We start from the raw sequence: 15,288 nt of genomic DNA, 5'->3' as shown, positions 1-15,288 counted from the left end.
TGTCTTACATTTCGTTGGCATGACATACATTACGGTGGTCCATTGTCTGGCTGCTTGACGGGGTGCAATTACTTCTGCTGGATCTCATCGACGGAATCGTGCAATTACCCGTATTACGATGCTATTCTATCACTTCCTGAGATCGCATCGAAGACGAGTCTCGTGAGTTTCGGGCCGGATAGCTGCATTCGCTTGACTACACTCGATCACCCCAGGTACTTGTTCACTCGACGATTAGCACTGGGACCGACGCCTGCTCGGAAACGCGCTTCGACACGCTGCCGCGAACGAGGTGGTCCAGTTCTCGATGCCGACCGATAACGATGAGATCGATATCGTGATCGTCGGCGTACTGTAGAATCGCGCGGTGACGAAGGCCGTGCGTGACCTCACTGTCGACGCGTCCGACTCCGGCACTCGTCGCGCGATCGCGGACGTAATCGACCGCCTGTCGACCGATTTTCTCGAGATCGCCGAACTCGATACCGGGGGCGATTGCGGCCGAATTGATCACGTACAGCGTGTGGAGCGTCGCATCGTGCTCGATGGCGAGGTCGATCGCTTCGTCGATCGCCCGCTCGGTACTCTCGCGTCCGTCGGTCGGGACGAGAATACGGTCGTACATACCGCGTCGTTCGTCGACGGGATCAATAATCACCGGGTCCGTCGACTGTCTCCACCACGGAAATTACGATAGACAGGCGGTCGTCGCTCCCTCAGTCGCGTCTTCGGCCCCTCGAAATCATAAGGGATGCAATGCGACGTGTACTCACAGATATACTCGAACGTCCTTCTCGCGACCGACGGGAGCGAGTGTGCACGCGCGGCGACGACCCACGCGATCGACCTCGCGGCGACGTACGATGCGACGCTGCACGCTCTACGTGATCGAAACGCGAATCGGATACGACAGCGACAGCGTCCATCCGGAGACGATCGAAGACGACCGTATAAGGCTCGAGGCGTCGTCGGTCGGCGCGTGCGCAGCATCGAGTCACAGCCGATCGAACTCGAGTCCCTGACGAAGTACTACGGCGACATTCGGGGCGTCGAGGACCTCACGTTCGCCGTCGACCGGGGCGAGATCTTTGGCTTCCTCGGCCCGAACGGCGCGGGCAAGTCGACGGCCATCCGCGTTCTCCTCGGACTGTTGAAGCCGACCGACGGAACGGCGTCGCTGCTGGGTCGGGACGTGACGGACCGAACGGAACTACGCGACGCGAAGCGGCGCCTCGGCTACCTCCCGAGCGACGTCACCTTCTACGATCGCGTGACGGGCGCGGCGGTGCTCGACCACTTCGGGCGGCTGCGCGGCGACGAGCGACGCGAGGAACTCCTCGAGCGCTTTCCGGTTCCGCTCGATCGGACCGTGAAGGCCTACTCGAGCGGCAACAGGCAGAAACTCGCCATCGTCGCGGCGTTCATGCACGAACCCGACCTGGCGATCATGGACGAGCCGACGTCGGGACTCGACCCGCTCGTCCAGAACGAGTTCTACGAACTGCTCGAGGAGCGACGGGACGCGGGCCGAACGAGTTTCTTCTCCTCGCACATCCTGAGCGAGGTCCGGCGCGTCTGCGACCGCGTCGGGATCATTCGGAACGGCCGGCTGATCGAACTCGACACCGTCGAGAACATCCTCGCGGAAGGCGGTACGGTCGCGACCGTTCGATTGGCCGAGGAGCCGCCGCCAGCGGCCCTCGAGTTCCCGGGGGTCGCGCGCGTCGACCGGCGGGACGGCGACGGCAGGTACCGGCTCGTCCTCGCACGGGAGTTCGACGCTCTCATCGAGCGCCTGAGCGAGTACACCGTCCTCGAACTCGAGGTTCGCGAGGCGTCCATCGAGGACGTGTTCATGCACTTTTACGGAGGAACGGACGAGAACCCCGATTCGCCAGCGAGCGGGAACGGCGCGACACCCTAACTCGAGCACGCAAGCGCACGCCGTCGCCGCTCAGGCTCTCAACGCCTCCGGAACCACCAGATCGCCGCCAGCGCGAACACGACCGCGACGGCGACGAACGGTGCGACTGAATCGACATCGGTGTCCTCGTCCGTTTCGGCGATCGAAACCGGAACCTGAACGGGATTCGCGCTCGCTCGATTCCCGGAGCCCGCGTCGTACGAGAGCGCGAGCGCGACGCTGGTCGTCGTTTCGACCGCGTCCGAGGACGACTCGAGAGCGAACCGCACTGTCTCCGACTCTCCCGGCTCGAGCGCGCCGACGTACGCCGTCGGCGACTCGCTCGTCAGCGGCGGCCCGACCTCGATCGCGGCGACGACGCCGGTCACCGGGTCATCCCCATCGTTCGTGATTCGGACCTCGTAGACGCCCGCTCCGTCGACTGGGAGCTCGTCGCGGACGGGCGTCACGTCGAACGCTCGGGACCCGTCGACCGGGAGCTCGAGCAGCGTCGGACCGTCGGTCCGGACGACCGTCTCTTCGTCGCCATCGCCGTCGATTCGGGTGTCGTTCGTCTCGTCGGTTTCGTTCAGTCGAAATTCGTCGTCGGCCGGGCCTTCGGTGTCGATTTGATACTGAACGGACGCGAACAGCGGATACGTCTCCGGATCGACGTCCGAGACCACGACGTCGACGGCTACGGTCTCGGTGTCGCCGGGCCAGATGTCATCGACGACGACTGACCGCGTCGGTTGCGGTGCGTCGGGCGGCCCGAACGTCACGGCGCCGTCGACCGCTCGCACCGTCACGACGACGTCGGTCGCCTGTCGATCGCCGTCGTTTGTCACCTCGAGCGTGACCGGCGTCGTTTCGCCCGCACGAACCGACTGATTCTCCGCGACGGCGACGGTGACGTTCCCGTCGGCCGCCTGGACGATCTGTGGATCAGTCGTCGGTACGGCAAGCGGCGGTTCGGGTGCGGACATGTCGTTCTCGACGGGCGACCGCGGCGTGGACTCGTCTCCGGCCGTATCGGCGGGCGGCGCGCTCTCGTCGGCACTCGGATCGTCGATCGATCCGTTCGCGTCCGTATCGTTGCGCGACTCGTTCTGTAGCGGCGTGGCCGGCCCCGTTTTGACCGGGGCCGTCGCCGCGACGGGTCCGAGCGCGAGGGCGACGACGACCGAGAGGACGCCCACCGTACGGCTGCTCGACGCCGTCGATTCGAGGTCGCCTCTCGGCCGCCCATGTCCACCGTGAAACGGTCGATCCGCGGATAAATAGTCCGGCTCGTTCCCGTCATTGAAGCGCCGATTACCGGACCGTTGTCGTGACAAGTGCTCGTTACCTTGAGCGGATGCGCTTCACGTATAAGGTTCTGGCTCCCGTCGGGAGACAGGACCCCTGATATCCGATGCTCGAGATCACCTCGTTCGAAGCCGGTCGCCGACTTCGGGGTTCCCTGTTACTCGCCGGTGCGATGGTCGCGCTGATCGTCCTCACCGTCGCACTCTTTCCGTCGATTCAGGAAACCGGCGCCGATCTCGATGCGTATCTCGAGTCGCTGCCGCCCGAAGCGACGCGTGCGTTCGTCGGGAACGTGACGACGCTGACCACGATCGAAGGCTACCTCGTCTCCCAGCTCTACCAGTTCGGGTGGGTGTTACTGCTCGCGGTCTACTACGCGTACGCTGCGGCCTCGACGGTCGCAGAGGAGGTCGAACGCGGGACGGTAGGACTGACGCTGTCGTTACCGGTGACGCGAACCCGAGTCGTGGTCGGCAAGTTCCTGTCGCTCGTCCCCGGCGTCGTCCTCGTGAACGCGATCACGTTCCTTGCGGTCGTTCTCGGCGTGGAATTCATCGACGAGTCGATCGATGTCACCTACCTGTTCGCTGTGCACGCGTATTCGGTCGTCTATCTGCTCGCCTGCGCCGGCGTCGGACTCTTGGCCTCCGTCTCGTTCGATTCCGTCCGCCGTGCACAGACCGTCGGTGCCGGATCGGTCTTCGGTCTGTTCTTGCTCGATACGTTTACGTTCGATACCGACTACGAGTGGCTGGGTTACATTGCGTTCTCCAGACACTTCGACCCCGGTGCGATTCTCGTCGGCGGCGAAATCTCGTGGTCCGATCTCTCCGTTCTTCTGGTCGCCGTCGTCGTCCTCGTCGTCGTCAGCGGTGAATACTTCGAACGGCGCGACCTCTCCGGGTGACTCACGTCGATCCGTCAATGGGCGTCTCAGCCTTTTCCGTCACCTCGAGTACGGTTCGTTCTCGTCGATCCACCTCTTCTCTCATGCGTACTGTTTTCGCTCCGGGACGAGACGGCCGCGATCTATTCGTCGAGTGCAACGCCGTACTCGACGGCCCTGACGAGGGCGGCTTCCTCGAGTTCCGATTCATCGATCGGGACGACGAACGTCATACGTTCCGCCCCTACTCCTCGGTCAATAACTTCGGGGCGGGACGGAACGTCTGGGAGAAAACCCATACTCGGAGCCGTGGACGAACCCGTTACGCCATCTCTCGAGCGCGGACAGTCAGTACAGGTGCCGGTGCAATGCGGAGGACGCGCTCCGTGACGCTTCCGAGCAACTCTCGCTCGGGATTGCTTCGGCCGTGCGTCCCCATGATCAGCAAATCGATATCTTCGGTCTCCGCGTATGCGGAGATCTCTCTGTAGACTGTTCCGACGGTAACTGCTGTGCGGACGTCGACCCCATCGGCGGCCGCTCTTTCGGCCGCTGCTTCGAGGTCGCGCTTCGCGTTTTCTTCGAGACGGTCGACCAGTGCATCGGTTTCGGACTCGGTTCCGTAACGCGTTACGTTCACCACTGACAAGAGATGAAGCGCCGCTTCCGTCTCGGCAGCGATTTCAACGCCCCGTTCCACTGCGACGCGTGCGTGCTCGCTCCCGTCTGTGGGTACGAGGATGCGGTCGAACGGGTAGCGAGACTGGATATCGTCGCTCGCACGAACGACGAGTACGGGGATCGAAGCGTTACGAACGACTCCCTCAGTTACGCGTCCCAGAACTACAGGTTCAGCTTTTCGCCGTCCGTGGGCCCCCATAACGACCAGCTCTATCCCCGAAGAGGCGGTGTACTCGAGGATTCGATCCCGGGGATCGCCCCGTTGCGCCTCGGTAACGACAGTCTCGACGTCAGCGATCGCGGTCTCTCGAGCGTCGGCGAGTATTTCTTCGGCCGTCCGATCGAGTACGTCCGACGAATTGGCGTCGTGATCGTCATTCGAAACGAATAGCACGTGAATGGTCGCCGTCGGCGATGCGATTCGACTGGCCAGTTCGAGGGCGGCGTTGGCGGGGCCGCTTCCGTCAGTCGGAACGAGGATACGGTCGAACATACGGCACGTTCGATCGGTACGCACTTACAGCTATCCGGGCGGATATCGAACTGTTCGAGAGGACGCTACGATATGATCGGTTTCGGTCGCCTCGCTCGAGACTATCGCGAAGAATATCAGTGGATACGAACGCGCCACTGAATACATGTGGTAACAATTAACACTCTTGGCCACGAAGGTCAACGGATAGGGGAGCGAGCATCATGACATTAACAACTGTTCCACGATACAACGGCCACCAACCGGCTGAGAGAAGCGGGAAAGCAGTGGTGAGTGGAGCGAGTATGGCCGGCCTGCTCGCAGCCCGCATTTTAGCTGATAGGTTTACCGACGTGACGATCATCGAACGAGATAAACTACCCACCGAGCCAGTCGTACGCCGAGGAGTGCCGCAAGGTGCACATCCCCACGCGCTGCTCGAAGCCGGACGGGCCACGTTGGAAGACCTGTTTCCAGGGTACGGCGACGATCTCGTCTCGGCTGGAGGCGTCGTCGTCGATTTCGCCAGCGATGTGAACTTCTACAGCGAGGGAGGATTCCTTGCTCACGGTCTAACACCAATGGAGACGTGCTCCGCAACGCGGCCGTTGATCGAGCAGATCGCGCGACAGCGCGTTTCCGATCTCGATGGCGTCCACATTCGCTCGGACTGCCAGGTCATCGATTACCTAATCGACGACACAGCGACGGCCGTGGAAGGCGCGGTCATCCGTGAAGATGATGAGCGAGAGGAAATCGCCGCCGATCTGGTCGTGGATGCCACTGGGCGGACGAGTCGCACGCCGACGTGGCTCGAAAACCACGGCTACACACCACCGGAAGTCGAAGAGGTACACATCGACGTGGCCTACAGCACTACCTTTATCGAGCGACCTGCCGACGACCTTCGCACGTTTCTCGTGCCACCGTCTGCGCCGCACACGCGCGGTGGCATGGCTGCGCCCGTCGAAGGAAACCGCTGGGTGGTGAGCGTACACGGCGTCCACGGTGACCATCCCCCAACGGACGCTGCTGGATTCGGAGAATTCGCAGCGAGCCTTTTGACCCCTGAAGTAAAGCACCTCTTCGACGACCATCGACAGGTCTCTGCGGACATTGAGCAGTACCCGTTCCCGACCAATAGGCGGTACCACTACGGGGATCTCGACCAGTTCCCCGATGGATTGATCGTCATCGGTGACGCGATCGCGAGCTTCAATCCCATCTACGGCCAGGGCATGTCGGTGGCGGCTCTGGAAGCGCTCGTGCTCCACCAGACCCTAGCGACGGGCGACCGTGAAGGTCTCGCGCTTCGGTTTTTCGATCACGCCGAAGAGGTAATCGACATGGCCTGGATGTTGGCGGCAGGCGGTGACTTCGCGTTTCCACAAACAACCGGCCCCAAACCACGCGGCACGGACATCATCAGATGGTATCTCTCCCGATTGACTCGGAAAGCACACACCGATAGCATGCTCTCCAGTGCGTTCTTTCGGGTACTGACGATGGAACAACCACCGACCACGCTACTGCGTCCGAGTCATATATGGCGCGTGTTCAAACCGGCCAACTAAACTCGCTTGCTGCTGACCGGGGAATAGCACCGGTTAGTGGTAGCTCATCGGAAATACTACGGTCATAAACACCTCGTCCTGGAGACCATTCTTTATTAGTAGTCTTCTAGATGCGTGCCCTGTATACAGCATCCACTTCTGACAGCGTTGGCTAGATTCTGCCGATACAAACTACCGGATATCGGATGACACGGAGAGTAGGTACTGTAAGTTAGAATCCCTCCGCAATATAATTATTTATAGTTATTTTTATCTCGATAGCCGTCGAAGATGTCGCGGGGATCAACAGAGATGGCACAAGCACAGAGGCACGATTGTGAAGCAACTGCCGCCGATTGCCGGTTCGTTATTCGATCGGAAAACGAAGACGAAGCAATCGAATTGCTGAAAATCCACATGCGCGACGTTCACAGGAAGGACTGCACGGACGACGAACTCCGGCGTAAACGGCTACAACTCGTGTAGCAACGAAACTATGACCACAGACACTCGAGAGGACGCGGACCCGATCGACGAACAGAAACTGAACGAGCTCGTGGAAACGTCACTCGTCGACCTCGGCGCGACGGTCCACGCCGCGCTGGCCGTCATCGGCGACGAACTCGGCCTTTACACGGCGCTGGACGAGGCAGGGCCGCTCACGTCCGACGAGGTCGCCGAGGAAACAGATACCGCGGAACGCTACGTCCGTGAGTGGTTGCGTGCGCAGGCTGCCGGCGGGTACGTGACCTACGACCCCGAGACCGACCGCTACGAGCTCTCCCCCGAGCAGGCGTACGTCTTAGCCAACGAGGAGAGCCCAGTGTTCATGCCGGGCGCGTTTCAACTGGTCACGTCAGCATCTAAAGTCGAACCCGAGCTCTGCGAAGCATTTCGAACGGGCGAGGGCATCGGGTGGCACGAACACGACGAAGACGTGTTTCACGGCACTGAACGTTTCTTCGGACCATCCTACGGGGCCTTTCTGCTCGACTGGATCGCGGCGCTCGACGGGGTCGATGAGACGTTGCAAGCCGGCGGACAGATCGCCGACGTGGGTTGTGGCCACGGCGCACCGACGATCCGCATGGCCGAGGCGTACCCCAAATCGACGGTCGTCGGCATCGATTACCACGAAGAATCGATCGCGGTGGCGCGCGAGCGGGCGGAAACGGCGGGCGTTGCCGACCGTGTTGACTTCGAGGTGGCGACCGCAAGGGAGTACGACGGAACCGACTACGACCTCGTCACGATGTTCAACTGCTTCCACGATATGGGCGATCCCGTCGGTGTGGCAGCTCACGTCCGAGAGACGCTCTCCGACGACGGGGCGTGGATGATTGTCGAACCCTATGCGGAGGACCGGGTCGAAGACAACCTTACCCCGTTTGGTCGCCTCGCGTACTCGATCTCGACGGTGGCCTGTACGCCGAACTCGCTCAGTCAGGATGTCGGCTACGGTCTCGGCGCACAAGCAGGGGAGGAACGCACCCGTGAAGTTATCACCGAAGGTGGGTTTACACGCTTCCGCCGTGCGGCTGAGACACCGACCAGTCTGGTCTTCGAAGCGAAGCCGTAGTCGCACACCAGACCGATGAATTTTCGACTATCTTGGTCGGTCCACGACGAGAATGAATGCGTTGTCTGTCGACTCGGTCTTTCCAGTTCGTGATGCTCGTCAGTGAGGTGGTCTGTGTCGAACACGTCCTACTTCCTGACTCGGTCAAACTGCTCACGGACGAGACGCTCGTTTTCCTCGATGGTCGTTGTGGTTGACTACAGAGGCTCGATACAGCAAGAGTCCTTGAAGTCGACCGGTCGATGGTCCTCTTATATCTGGAGACCGTGCTCCTCGCAGAGCTTCGGAACGCTCTCGAGGTCGGCCTCGAAGCCGTACCGCTCGCAGATTTCCTCGAAGCGAGCGAGCGCCTCCTCGTCGGCGGGGTCGACCGGGTAAACCTGTGAGATCTCCATAAAGAACTCCGAGAACTCGCCCGGTGCGATGATCTCGAGGAACCGGAGTGGTTCGTCGCTCGCGTTCCAGAAGGTGTGCCAGACGTTCCGGCCCTTGACGGTAGCCTCGTCCGCAGGGACGGTCCAGATTTCGTCGCCAGCGAGCACGGTCATCTCTCCCTCCAGTACGTAAGAGATCTCGTCCTCCCGGCTGTGTCGGTGCAGTGGGGCGGCGAGCGTGTGCGGCGGAAGTGTATGTTCGACGATGGCGACGTCCGCCTCGTTTTCAGTCCGAGCGATCTCCAGTTTCGCGCCCAGTTCACCGAGATCGACGTCGTACTTATCACTGGGTGTGGTTTGCGAACTCATCACACGAATAGACGGCTTACAACGAGATAAACTAGCAGTGAGTCGTTTTATCTCGCCGGTATGGAGAGCTGTCGTCCCCGGTCGAAGGAATTCTACGTTTCTACACCGATATATGCTCCTCTTTTTGTTTCCGGCAGACACGCGCTTCTATTCAGCAATGACTGAGCCTTCTAATCAATCTCTGTCAAGATCGGCCTGCTGAATACAGAGCGCATATTCAGCAGCCAGAGTAGCGCCTGGCTCCGAGGGGTGAGATAATCAGTATAGGCGAAAGCGTTACTGGAGGGGCTACCAATCTATCTGCAAGTTGCCAAAGCCCGGTGCTGAATATAGAGGGGGGATTGAGCAGATTGACTTCGTTTGTCTCAATCGATCTGCGCTGAGTTAGTCGATCAGTAGATATGCGTACTATTCATCACCCCCGTTTTGACGGCGAGGAAACCATAGACGCATCACAATGTGATGGAGCGGAGCACGCACGAAATCACAGCCCAACTGGTTCTTCAAGACCGGGATCGAGATTAATAATCGCAGACAGGTACGGTTGTAGCTGGTCGAGCTGTTCCGTCGGTTTTACCTTCTGGCGCTCTCGGTCGTATTCGATGACCCCTTCCATTTCTAACTTCGGAATGTGTGTGTGAAGCAGCGAGAGCTGGATCTTCGTCAGTCTCCCTATACAACCCTCAATAATTGACGTCTGGTGATTGTGTTTGAGTACCGTCTTCGTGAGGTCGTTCACCGTTAACAAGCGTTGCTCTTCTACGAGCACTGCGAGAACGATTCGGCGGTACCGGTCTTGGCAGAGGTCAAGAACCGTGTTGAAGTCGTCGGCAATCTCCTCCATTACACGATTCTAAGTAACGCCACCATCTTAAGAGGGTCTTCAAAAGGGTTTGAGTCGTATCTGGACTACTCTGCGAGGTCAAAAAATGCGGACAGTAACTTGTGTTCTCCGTGCCGAAGGTGATGGGAGACAGTGCCTGGAGTTACATCTAACCGCTCGGCTAACTCTTCACCCGTAATTGCGCGTGGCCAATCGAAATACCCCGAGTAGTACGCTACTTCCAGCGCAGTCCGCTGTCGCTCGGTCAATTGGTCGTCTAGGTCAGAAAAGACATCACTCAGACGTGTACTTTCTCGCTCGACTTCAATTTGTGCGAGGACCTCGACGTCCGGATACGCTTCCGTAACGATGTCTTTCACCTCTCGGACTTGGGCGTATTGTGGCACTTGGACTCTGAGTCGAAACTCCCCGTTCTGGAGAGTTCCGTCTGCAATCCAGCTGTTGTACTTGGCGAGTTCGGCTGCAAGCGTCAAGTTACTCTGTTGGACTTCGACGCGAGCCCGAGACCCTTCCTCGTCGGTCACGTGGTACTCACCGTCGGGATTGTACTGTTCGATGACGTCAATGAAAACCGCCGGATCAAGCCCATCGAGAGAGTAGTATGCGATGCTCTGGTCGTCAGGGAGCGCAACGGACTTCTCGATAGAGACGGTGAACGACTCGTCACCAGCAGCATCGGTGAGGGTCTCTGTAAACCGGTGAGATCGGAACGTGATTTCGTGGACGCGGTCTTCCAGTAGGGCCCGCTTCCGTTCGATTGCACTGATTGAGTGCCCAACGACCTCACTGATTCGTCTCACGATGCGGCGTTCGTTTTCATCGAATGCGTTCTCTCGCGCCGTGTAGACATTTAGGACGCCGTGGACGCGCTCTTCATAGGCAATCGGAATTGAAATTCCCGCCCGGTGGCGGATGTCTTGGGACTGCTTCCACTGGTTAAGCACGGGATCGGCGATGCTATCGTCTGTGACCTGAACTCTTCCGGTCCGCATTGCTTCAGCGGCCGGTGGGTAACTCGTCGAATTATCGGTCGCGGAGGAGAGAGGTATCTCGGGGAGCTCGACATCGTTCGTACCGACGATCTGTGGGAGGATTCTTTCGCCGTGCCGGTCGAGGTGGCCTATCCAGGCGTACTCATAGGAGTCGGAGTTCGTGAGGTGCTCTGCGATCGTCTGCTCGATCTCCTCACGTGAGGACGACTCAACAATAGCGTGTGTGACGTCCTGAAACACAGAGTTGAGGCGGTTCAGCGCGGTGAGTTCCTCTTCTCGTCGTATCTGCTCGGTGACGTCGCGGACGACCCCACACCGACCGACGCGGCCATCGGCGTGCTCGAATGGGGCGATTCGGCTCTCCACCGGAACCGTCTCACCGGTGGCGGTTTCGAACTTTGCTTCGATCACGCCGACATCGCGCTCACCTGCCTGGATCTCCGCCTGGAGGGCGTTCGCAGTATCGTTCACTGCCTGGTTCTCGATCAGCGTGGAGTGAGCGCCCAGCAGCGTCTCGCGGTCGTATCCCACGAGCTCACAGAACGCCTGATTGATGAGGATGAACCGGTCGTCGGAATCCAGGGCGTAGACGCCGTCCGGGACGGTCTCGACAATCCGCTCGTAGCGTTTGAGATCTCGTTCGCGCTGCTTTTGGTCGGTAATATCCACGGCGACACACGATATGCCGTCGATCTCACCCGTTTCGTCGCGGTCAGGTTCAACCGTGAGATCGTACGTGACCTCACCACTCGGTAACTCGTAGGTCCGTTCCTCTCGGACCTGCTCGCCCGTTTCGAGAGCGGCTCGCTTCGGGGCCATGAGCATTTCTGCCGTCTCAGGCGGTAATAGCTCATCATCGCGTTTGCCCGTTACGTCTACATCTTCGAAGTCCTGGTCCGGGTTGTAAAGCCAGGTGTACCGCAGGTCCGAGTCCATTCGGAATGCAACGATCGGTGAATTTTCGATTACTACGCGGAAGTGGTCTCGCTCCGTTTGAAGGTCGTGTTCCAAGCGCTTTCGGTCCGAAATATCTCGGAAGTAGACCGACAGACCCGTTTCTGATGGGTAAATGGCGTTCTCGAACCACACCTCGAATGGGGCGTAGTAGTCTTCTACAATGACAGGCTCCCGGGTCTCGGACGCCTCGTGAAGCGCAGCCTCGAACGCATCAGTCAAGAGGGGTGTATCGTGAATGTTCTGACTAAGAACAGCGGACTCCTCCAAGTCCAGTAGCTCTTCCGTTCGGGTGTTTACATACGTGAATTGAAGGTCTTCGTCGAGGCTGTAGAATCCATCCGTATTTCGTTCCAGCACGTTTTCGACGATAGATTCAAACTCGGTACGCTGGTGCTTTGCCTTCTTTGGTGTGTGATTTCCGGGCGGGCTTGTTGATTTCCACCAGATCCGGGCGTTGGCACCTACCTTCTTCGTCTTTAGATCACCGCGGTTCACCAGCTTCTCCAAGCGTTTGTAGACAGTTCGTCTGGCGGTATTGAGCGAGTCTGCCACCTCTGGCGTCGTGAATGGTTCATAGGGATCGTCGCGCTGGTCGAAGACGGCGAGCGTTTCAGCATAGACATCCCCCGAAGAACCCGATGACGACATACTCGCTCTAAGTCGAGCCACGCGTAAAGCGGTTCCGTCAATGGCACTTCGGAACCGACAGCTCTGTCTATTTCAACCCGGAAATAGAATCGGAGATTCCCTTCGTGCTGCATAAGCGCTGTATATCTTGCACCGACCTAACGAACTTCCGAGTATCTGTCAAAATCCCATTCCCGCCGCTCCTCGGTTTCTGCTATCCCTGCATCGGTGATGGCGTAGTAGTTCGTCCGGTGATCGAGCTGTCCCTTCTCAACCAGTTTGTTGTCGACGAGCATGTCGAGGTTCGGGTAGAGCCGGCCGTGGTTAATCTCGGTCTCGTAATATATCTCGATTTCTTCCTTGACTTCTTGTCCAGACGGCTGGTCGCGTCTTCGATTAATCTACGGTGACCCTGTTACGACTTCTTTAGAGAGTATTGTTTATAGAGTATGAAAACCGAACTGCAGGCCTGTTATGTGCCATTGAAGCTTCGGAGCAATACTCGGCTTCTTGTTGCCCAGCAGTATCCAGTGATGATAACAGATGATTGGCATCGTATTTAGAGTTATCAGATCGAATCAGAGGACGAGAACCGTGCAGTTCCCCCCTGTTTGTGCTTCTAGTCAGGACTTTTTCGAAACCAGTCGCCAGCACAAGCCTCACTGTATTATCGACCAGAGCATGACCGTCCAACAGTAAGGTGACCGAGCACGAACCCGAGTCGATCGTTCTGAACGAGTGAGGGAGGGTCTATTACCTATTGACGCCTATCCATCCTATGACTATTATCGCCGAAATTTCGATTCAAGCCGATCAATTTCTCCTCGGACAGATCATCGCCGAACACGACGGACTCTCGGTCGAACTCGAACGTGTGGTGCCCGCCGAAAAACGGATCATGCCCTATATCTGGGGCTACGGGAACGATCTCGATACGTTCGAGGCCGCGATGGACGGGAGTTCGAACGTCAAATCGATTTCCGTTCTCGATCAGTACGATGATCGGGCACTCTACAAGATCGTGTGGGAAGATCCGGCCGAACAACTGATTACCGGGATCATCGACACCGATGCAACGATACTCGAGGCCCACAGCGACGAGGAGTGGCTCTTTCGAATCCGGTTCGAAGACCACTCCGGACTCGCGCGGTTCAACCAGTACTGCGCCGAACACGATATTACGTACCGACTCAACCGCGTTTCCTCGTTCGCCGAGCGTCCACCCAACGGTCACGACTTCGGGCTGACCGACGCACAGTACGACGCGCTCGCACTCGCAGTCGAGCGCGGCTACTTCAAAGTCCCTCGGGAAGTCGAGTACGACGAACTCGCCGCTGAACTCGACGTCTCAGTGCAGGCACTCTCCGAACGAGTACGTCGGGGAGCGGACAAAGTCCTTCGCGCTGCGTTGCTTCAATCCGGGAGTGGGAACCCGTAATACCGATATTCAGGACAAGCAGTACTACGAAGATAAAGGTCATGAGTAGTACGGCGCGAAAGCTTTCGCAATTCTACTCCATTACCGAGCATGGTTGAACGACTCAGCGTCGACCGACTGGAAAGCCCCGAATTCCTCGACACGGTTTACGTCATTTTGGCCGACGCGTCCCGTCGAAACGCGCTTCAGTATCTCCTCACTCGCCGTGATCGAGTGCCAGTTTTCCGGTTAGCTGCCGAGATCGCCGCACTCGAACGCGGGATTCCGAGCGAAGACGTGACTGCCGACCAGCAATACGAAGCGTTCCTCGAGCTGCAGCACGTTCATCTGCCGATGCTTTCCGAATCGGGAGTCGTCGAGTGGGACCGAGTCGAAGAGAACGTTACGGTCACCCCTATTCTGGATCTCCTCTCCCAAGCGTTACCGGACCCGACCGGAATCCTCGACGTGTCGGCGCTGTCGGAGACGGTCGAGAAACACCGGAACTAGTGCGTATGTCGCGCGACGGTCCCGCAGAAAAACCACCGAGTCTCGCCGTCGTTGAGGCAGTCGCGGCAAAAAACGGCGTCGACCCGACCGACCTTGAGTGTCTGTTAGCGGATGTGATCGATCCCACCGCGTTGGATAAATTGTTCGAACCGATGTCGAAGCACGAGCGACGATCGGGGGTCGTCAAATTCCGGTTCTGTGGGCGGGACGTCACAGTATGGGCAGACGGGAGCGTCGACGTTAGGTGATCCGACAGGAACCCGTTCTTCTTCGAGTCGGCGCTCGGCCGCTCGGAGGTTTAGAATCCGTGATTTGCCCTCGAGCGCCGTAGTCTGAAAATCGGGATCAGCCGTTAGAAAAACCGTCCGATAGTCGGTGTGACGAGCGCGCTATATTACTCTGTGATCGTGAGAATCCCGTTCTTGATCGATATATCGCTCGCGTCGGGAGGGAGTTCGAACTCGAACTGTCGATCACCGATCACCACGATCGCTGTCTTCCCGACGAGATCCGTTTCGATATCGCTCATCTGCCCGAGATCGACGACAATAATGCTCTCGTCGTCGTAGTCGTACGTTCGGACGACTGCTCCTCCTTGATCGGCCTCTCTGAGGAATCTAGGTACTTTCATACGAGAAAATACGGGTCCGACGGACGTAAGGGTCGCGCTAACACACGATAACGAATTTAAATTGATACGTTCCTTATAGTACCCCGAGATTCCGTTCGAATACGATAATGCGGTGCCGGGCCGCCGGCGTTTTTTGCTGTAGGTTTCGAGTTCGTCGCTGCGAACCGAGTCGCAGGTCACTCCAC

16 protein-coding genes and 1 pseudogene are annotated in these 15,288 nt (G+C 58.6%); 9 read left to right on the top strand and 8 right to left on the bottom strand.

Annotation, left to right across the window (positions count from 1 at the left end; genetic code table 11):
• Nucleotides 1–223: 223 nt before the first annotated feature.
• On the bottom strand, nt 224–625 hold the full coding sequence (locus HTUR_RS20790) for a universal stress protein (protein ID WP_012945312.1): 402 nt from the start codon (nt 623–625) through the stop codon (nt 224–226).
• Between the two features lie 126 nt (nt 626–751).
• Between HTUR_RS20790 and HTUR_RS28485 the strand changes: the two are divergent.
• Together HTUR_RS28485 and HTUR_RS20785 are read left to right on the top strand one after the other, a co-directional pair.
• Nucleotides 752–835, top strand: a pseudogene (locus HTUR_RS28485) (hypothetical protein); the annotation flags it as partial.
• Between the two features lie 144 nt (nt 836–979).
• Nucleotides 980–1,924, top strand: a complete 945-nt coding sequence (locus HTUR_RS20785) for an ABC transporter ATP-binding protein (RefSeq protein ID WP_049942023.1) — start codon at nt 980–982, stop codon at nt 1,922–1,924.
• A 38-nt stretch (nt 1,925–1,962) separates the two neighbouring features.
• Here the strand turns inward: HTUR_RS20785 and HTUR_RS20780 are convergent, their stop codons facing one another.
• Complete coding sequence (locus HTUR_RS20780) at nt 1,963–3,102, bottom strand: COG1361 S-layer family protein (protein ID WP_012945310.1); 1,140 nt, start codon at nt 3,100–3,102, stop codon at nt 1,963–1,965.
• 215 nt (nt 3,103–3,317) lie between these two features.
• Here HTUR_RS20780 and HTUR_RS20775 point away from each other — a divergent pair, with 215 nt between their 5' ends.
• Nucleotides 3,318–4,118: an ABC transporter permease gene (locus tag HTUR_RS20775; RefSeq protein ID WP_012945309.1), complete on the top strand. Its 801-nt coding sequence runs from the start codon at nt 3,318–3,320 to the stop codon at nt 4,116–4,118.
• A 301-nt stretch (nt 4,119–4,419) separates the two neighbouring features.
• On the opposite strand, the gene HTUR_RS20770 is transcribed toward HTUR_RS20775, so the two are convergent.
• Complete coding sequence (locus tag HTUR_RS20770; protein WP_012945307.1) at nt 4,420–5,271, bottom strand: universal stress protein; 852 nt, start codon at nt 5,269–5,271, stop codon at nt 4,420–4,422.
• A 203-nt stretch (nt 5,272–5,474) separates the two neighbouring features.
• Between HTUR_RS20770 and HTUR_RS20765 the strand changes: the two genes are divergently transcribed.
• The 3 genes from HTUR_RS20765 to HTUR_RS20760 all read left to right on the top strand — a co-directional run bounded on the left by HTUR_RS20765 (nt 5,475) and on the right by HTUR_RS20760 (nt 8,382).
• Nucleotides 5,475–6,824 carry an NAD(P)/FAD-dependent oxidoreductase gene (locus HTUR_RS20765; RefSeq protein WP_012945306.1) on the top strand — a complete coding sequence of 450 codons (1,350 nt, stop codon included), beginning with the start codon at nt 5,475–5,477 and terminating at the stop codon, nt 6,822–6,824.
• A 291-nt stretch (nt 6,825–7,115) separates the two neighbouring features.
• A complete protein-coding gene (locus tag HTUR_RS25860) occupies nt 7,116–7,289 on the top strand; it encodes a DUF1059 domain-containing protein (protein ID WP_012945305.1) in 174 nt (57 codons plus the stop codon).
• Between the two features lie 10 nt (nt 7,290–7,299).
• Nucleotides 7,300–8,382: a class I SAM-dependent methyltransferase gene (locus HTUR_RS20760; protein WP_012945304.1), complete on the top strand. Its 1,083-nt coding sequence runs from the start codon at nt 7,300–7,302 to the stop codon at nt 8,380–8,382.
• A 251-nt stretch (nt 8,383–8,633) separates the two neighbouring features.
• Here HTUR_RS20760 and HTUR_RS20755 read toward each other — a convergent pair whose 3' ends face one another.
• The 4 genes from HTUR_RS20755 to HTUR_RS25855 all read right to left on the bottom strand — a co-directional run bounded on the left by HTUR_RS20755 (nt 8,634) and on the right by HTUR_RS25855 (nt 12,946).
• Nucleotides 8,634–9,125 (bottom strand): cupin domain-containing protein, encoded by a 492-nt coding sequence (locus tag HTUR_RS20755; protein ID WP_012945302.1) that lies wholly within the window; start codon nt 9,123–9,125, stop codon nt 8,634–8,636.
• 484 nt (nt 9,126–9,609) lie between these two features.
• Nucleotides 9,610–9,969: a DUF7344 domain-containing protein gene (locus tag HTUR_RS20750; RefSeq protein ID WP_012945301.1), complete on the bottom strand. Its 360-nt coding sequence runs from the start codon at nt 9,967–9,969 to the stop codon at nt 9,610–9,612.
• 65 nt (nt 9,970–10,034) lie between these two features.
• A complete protein-coding gene (locus HTUR_RS20745) occupies nt 10,035–12,566 on the bottom strand; it encodes a PAS domain-containing protein (protein ID WP_012945300.1) in 2,532 nt (843 codons plus the stop codon).
• 137 nt (nt 12,567–12,703) lie between these two features.
• On the bottom strand, nt 12,704–12,946 hold the full coding sequence (locus HTUR_RS25855; protein ID WP_081443510.1) for a helix-turn-helix transcriptional regulator: 243 nt from the start codon (nt 12,944–12,946) through the stop codon (nt 12,704–12,706).
• 377 nt (nt 12,947–13,323) lie between these two features.
• On the opposite strand from HTUR_RS25855, the gene HTUR_RS20740 reads away from it, so the two are divergent.
• From HTUR_RS20740 to HTUR_RS20730, 3 genes are all read left to right on the top strand, one after another.
• A complete protein-coding gene (locus tag HTUR_RS20740) occupies nt 13,324–13,983 on the top strand; it encodes a helix-turn-helix domain-containing protein (RefSeq protein ID WP_012945299.1) in 660 nt (219 codons plus the stop codon).
• Nucleotides 13,984–14,073: 90 nt separating this feature from the next.
• Nucleotides 14,074–14,472: a DUF7344 domain-containing protein gene (locus HTUR_RS20735; RefSeq protein ID WP_012945298.1), complete on the top strand. Its 399-nt coding sequence runs from the start codon at nt 14,074–14,076 to the stop codon at nt 14,470–14,472.
• Nucleotides 14,473–14,477: 5 nt separating this feature from the next.
• Nucleotides 14,478–14,720, top strand: coding sequence for a HalOD1 output domain-containing protein (locus HTUR_RS20730; RefSeq protein ID WP_012945297.1), 243 nt, complete (start codon nt 14,478–14,480; stop codon nt 14,718–14,720).
• Nucleotides 14,721–14,866: 146 nt separating this feature from the next.
• On the opposite strand, the gene HTUR_RS20725 is transcribed toward HTUR_RS20730, so the two are convergent.
• A complete protein-coding gene (locus HTUR_RS20725; RefSeq protein WP_012945296.1) occupies nt 14,867–15,103 on the bottom strand; it encodes a DUF7127 family protein in 237 nt (78 codons plus the stop codon).
• Nucleotides 15,104–15,288 lie beyond the last annotated feature (185 nt).

The organism is Haloterrigena turkmenica DSM 5511, assembly GCF_000025325.1.
Taxonomy (GTDB): domain Archaea; phylum Halobacteriota; class Halobacteria; order Halobacteriales; family Natrialbaceae; genus Haloterrigena; species Haloterrigena turkmenica.
The sequence above is the reverse complement of the archived record's forward strand: the minus strand, read 5'-3'. Positions and strand labels throughout refer to the sequence as shown.

Coding starts and splice junctions, on each gene's coding strand:
- HTUR_RS20790 (WP_012945312.1), bottom strand. CDS start 625: ATGTACGACCGTATTCTCGTCCCGACCGACGGACGCGAGAGTACCGAG.
- HTUR_RS20775 (WP_012945309.1), top strand. CDS start 3,318: ATGCTCGAGATCACCTCGTTCGAAGCCGGTCGCCGACTTCGGGGTTCC.
- HTUR_RS20770 (WP_012945307.1), bottom strand. CDS start 5,271: ATGTTCGACCGTATCCTCGTTCCGACTGACGGAAGCGGCCCCGCCAAC.
- HTUR_RS20765 (WP_012945306.1), top strand. CDS start 5,475: ATGACATTAACAACTGTTCCACGATACAACGGCCACCAACCGGCTGAG.
- HTUR_RS25860 (WP_012945305.1), top strand. CDS start 7,116: ATGGCACAAGCACAGAGGCACGATTGTGAAGCAACTGCCGCCGATTGC.
- HTUR_RS20760 (WP_012945304.1), top strand. CDS start 7,300: ATGACCACAGACACTCGAGAGGACGCGGACCCGATCGACGAACAGAAA.
- HTUR_RS20755 (WP_012945302.1), bottom strand. CDS start 9,125: ATGAGTTCGCAAACCACACCCAGTGATAAGTACGACGTCGATCTCGGT.
- HTUR_RS20750 (WP_012945301.1), bottom strand. CDS start 9,969: ATGGAGGAGATTGCCGACGACTTCAACACGGTTCTTGACCTCTGCCAA.
- HTUR_RS20745 (WP_012945300.1), bottom strand. CDS start 12,566: ATGTCGTCATCGGGTTCTTCGGGGGATGTCTATGCTGAAACGCTCGCC.
- HTUR_RS20740 (WP_012945299.1), top strand. CDS start 13,324: ATGACTATTATCGCCGAAATTTCGATTCAAGCCGATCAATTTCTCCTC.
- HTUR_RS20735 (WP_012945298.1), top strand. CDS start 14,074: ATGGTTGAACGACTCAGCGTCGACCGACTGGAAAGCCCCGAATTCCTC.
- HTUR_RS20730 (WP_012945297.1), top strand. CDS start 14,478: ATGTCGCGCGACGGTCCCGCAGAAAAACCACCGAGTCTCGCCGTCGTT.
- HTUR_RS20725 (WP_012945296.1), bottom strand. CDS start 15,103: ATGAAAGTACCTAGATTCCTCAGAGAGGCCGATCAAGGAGGAGCAGTC.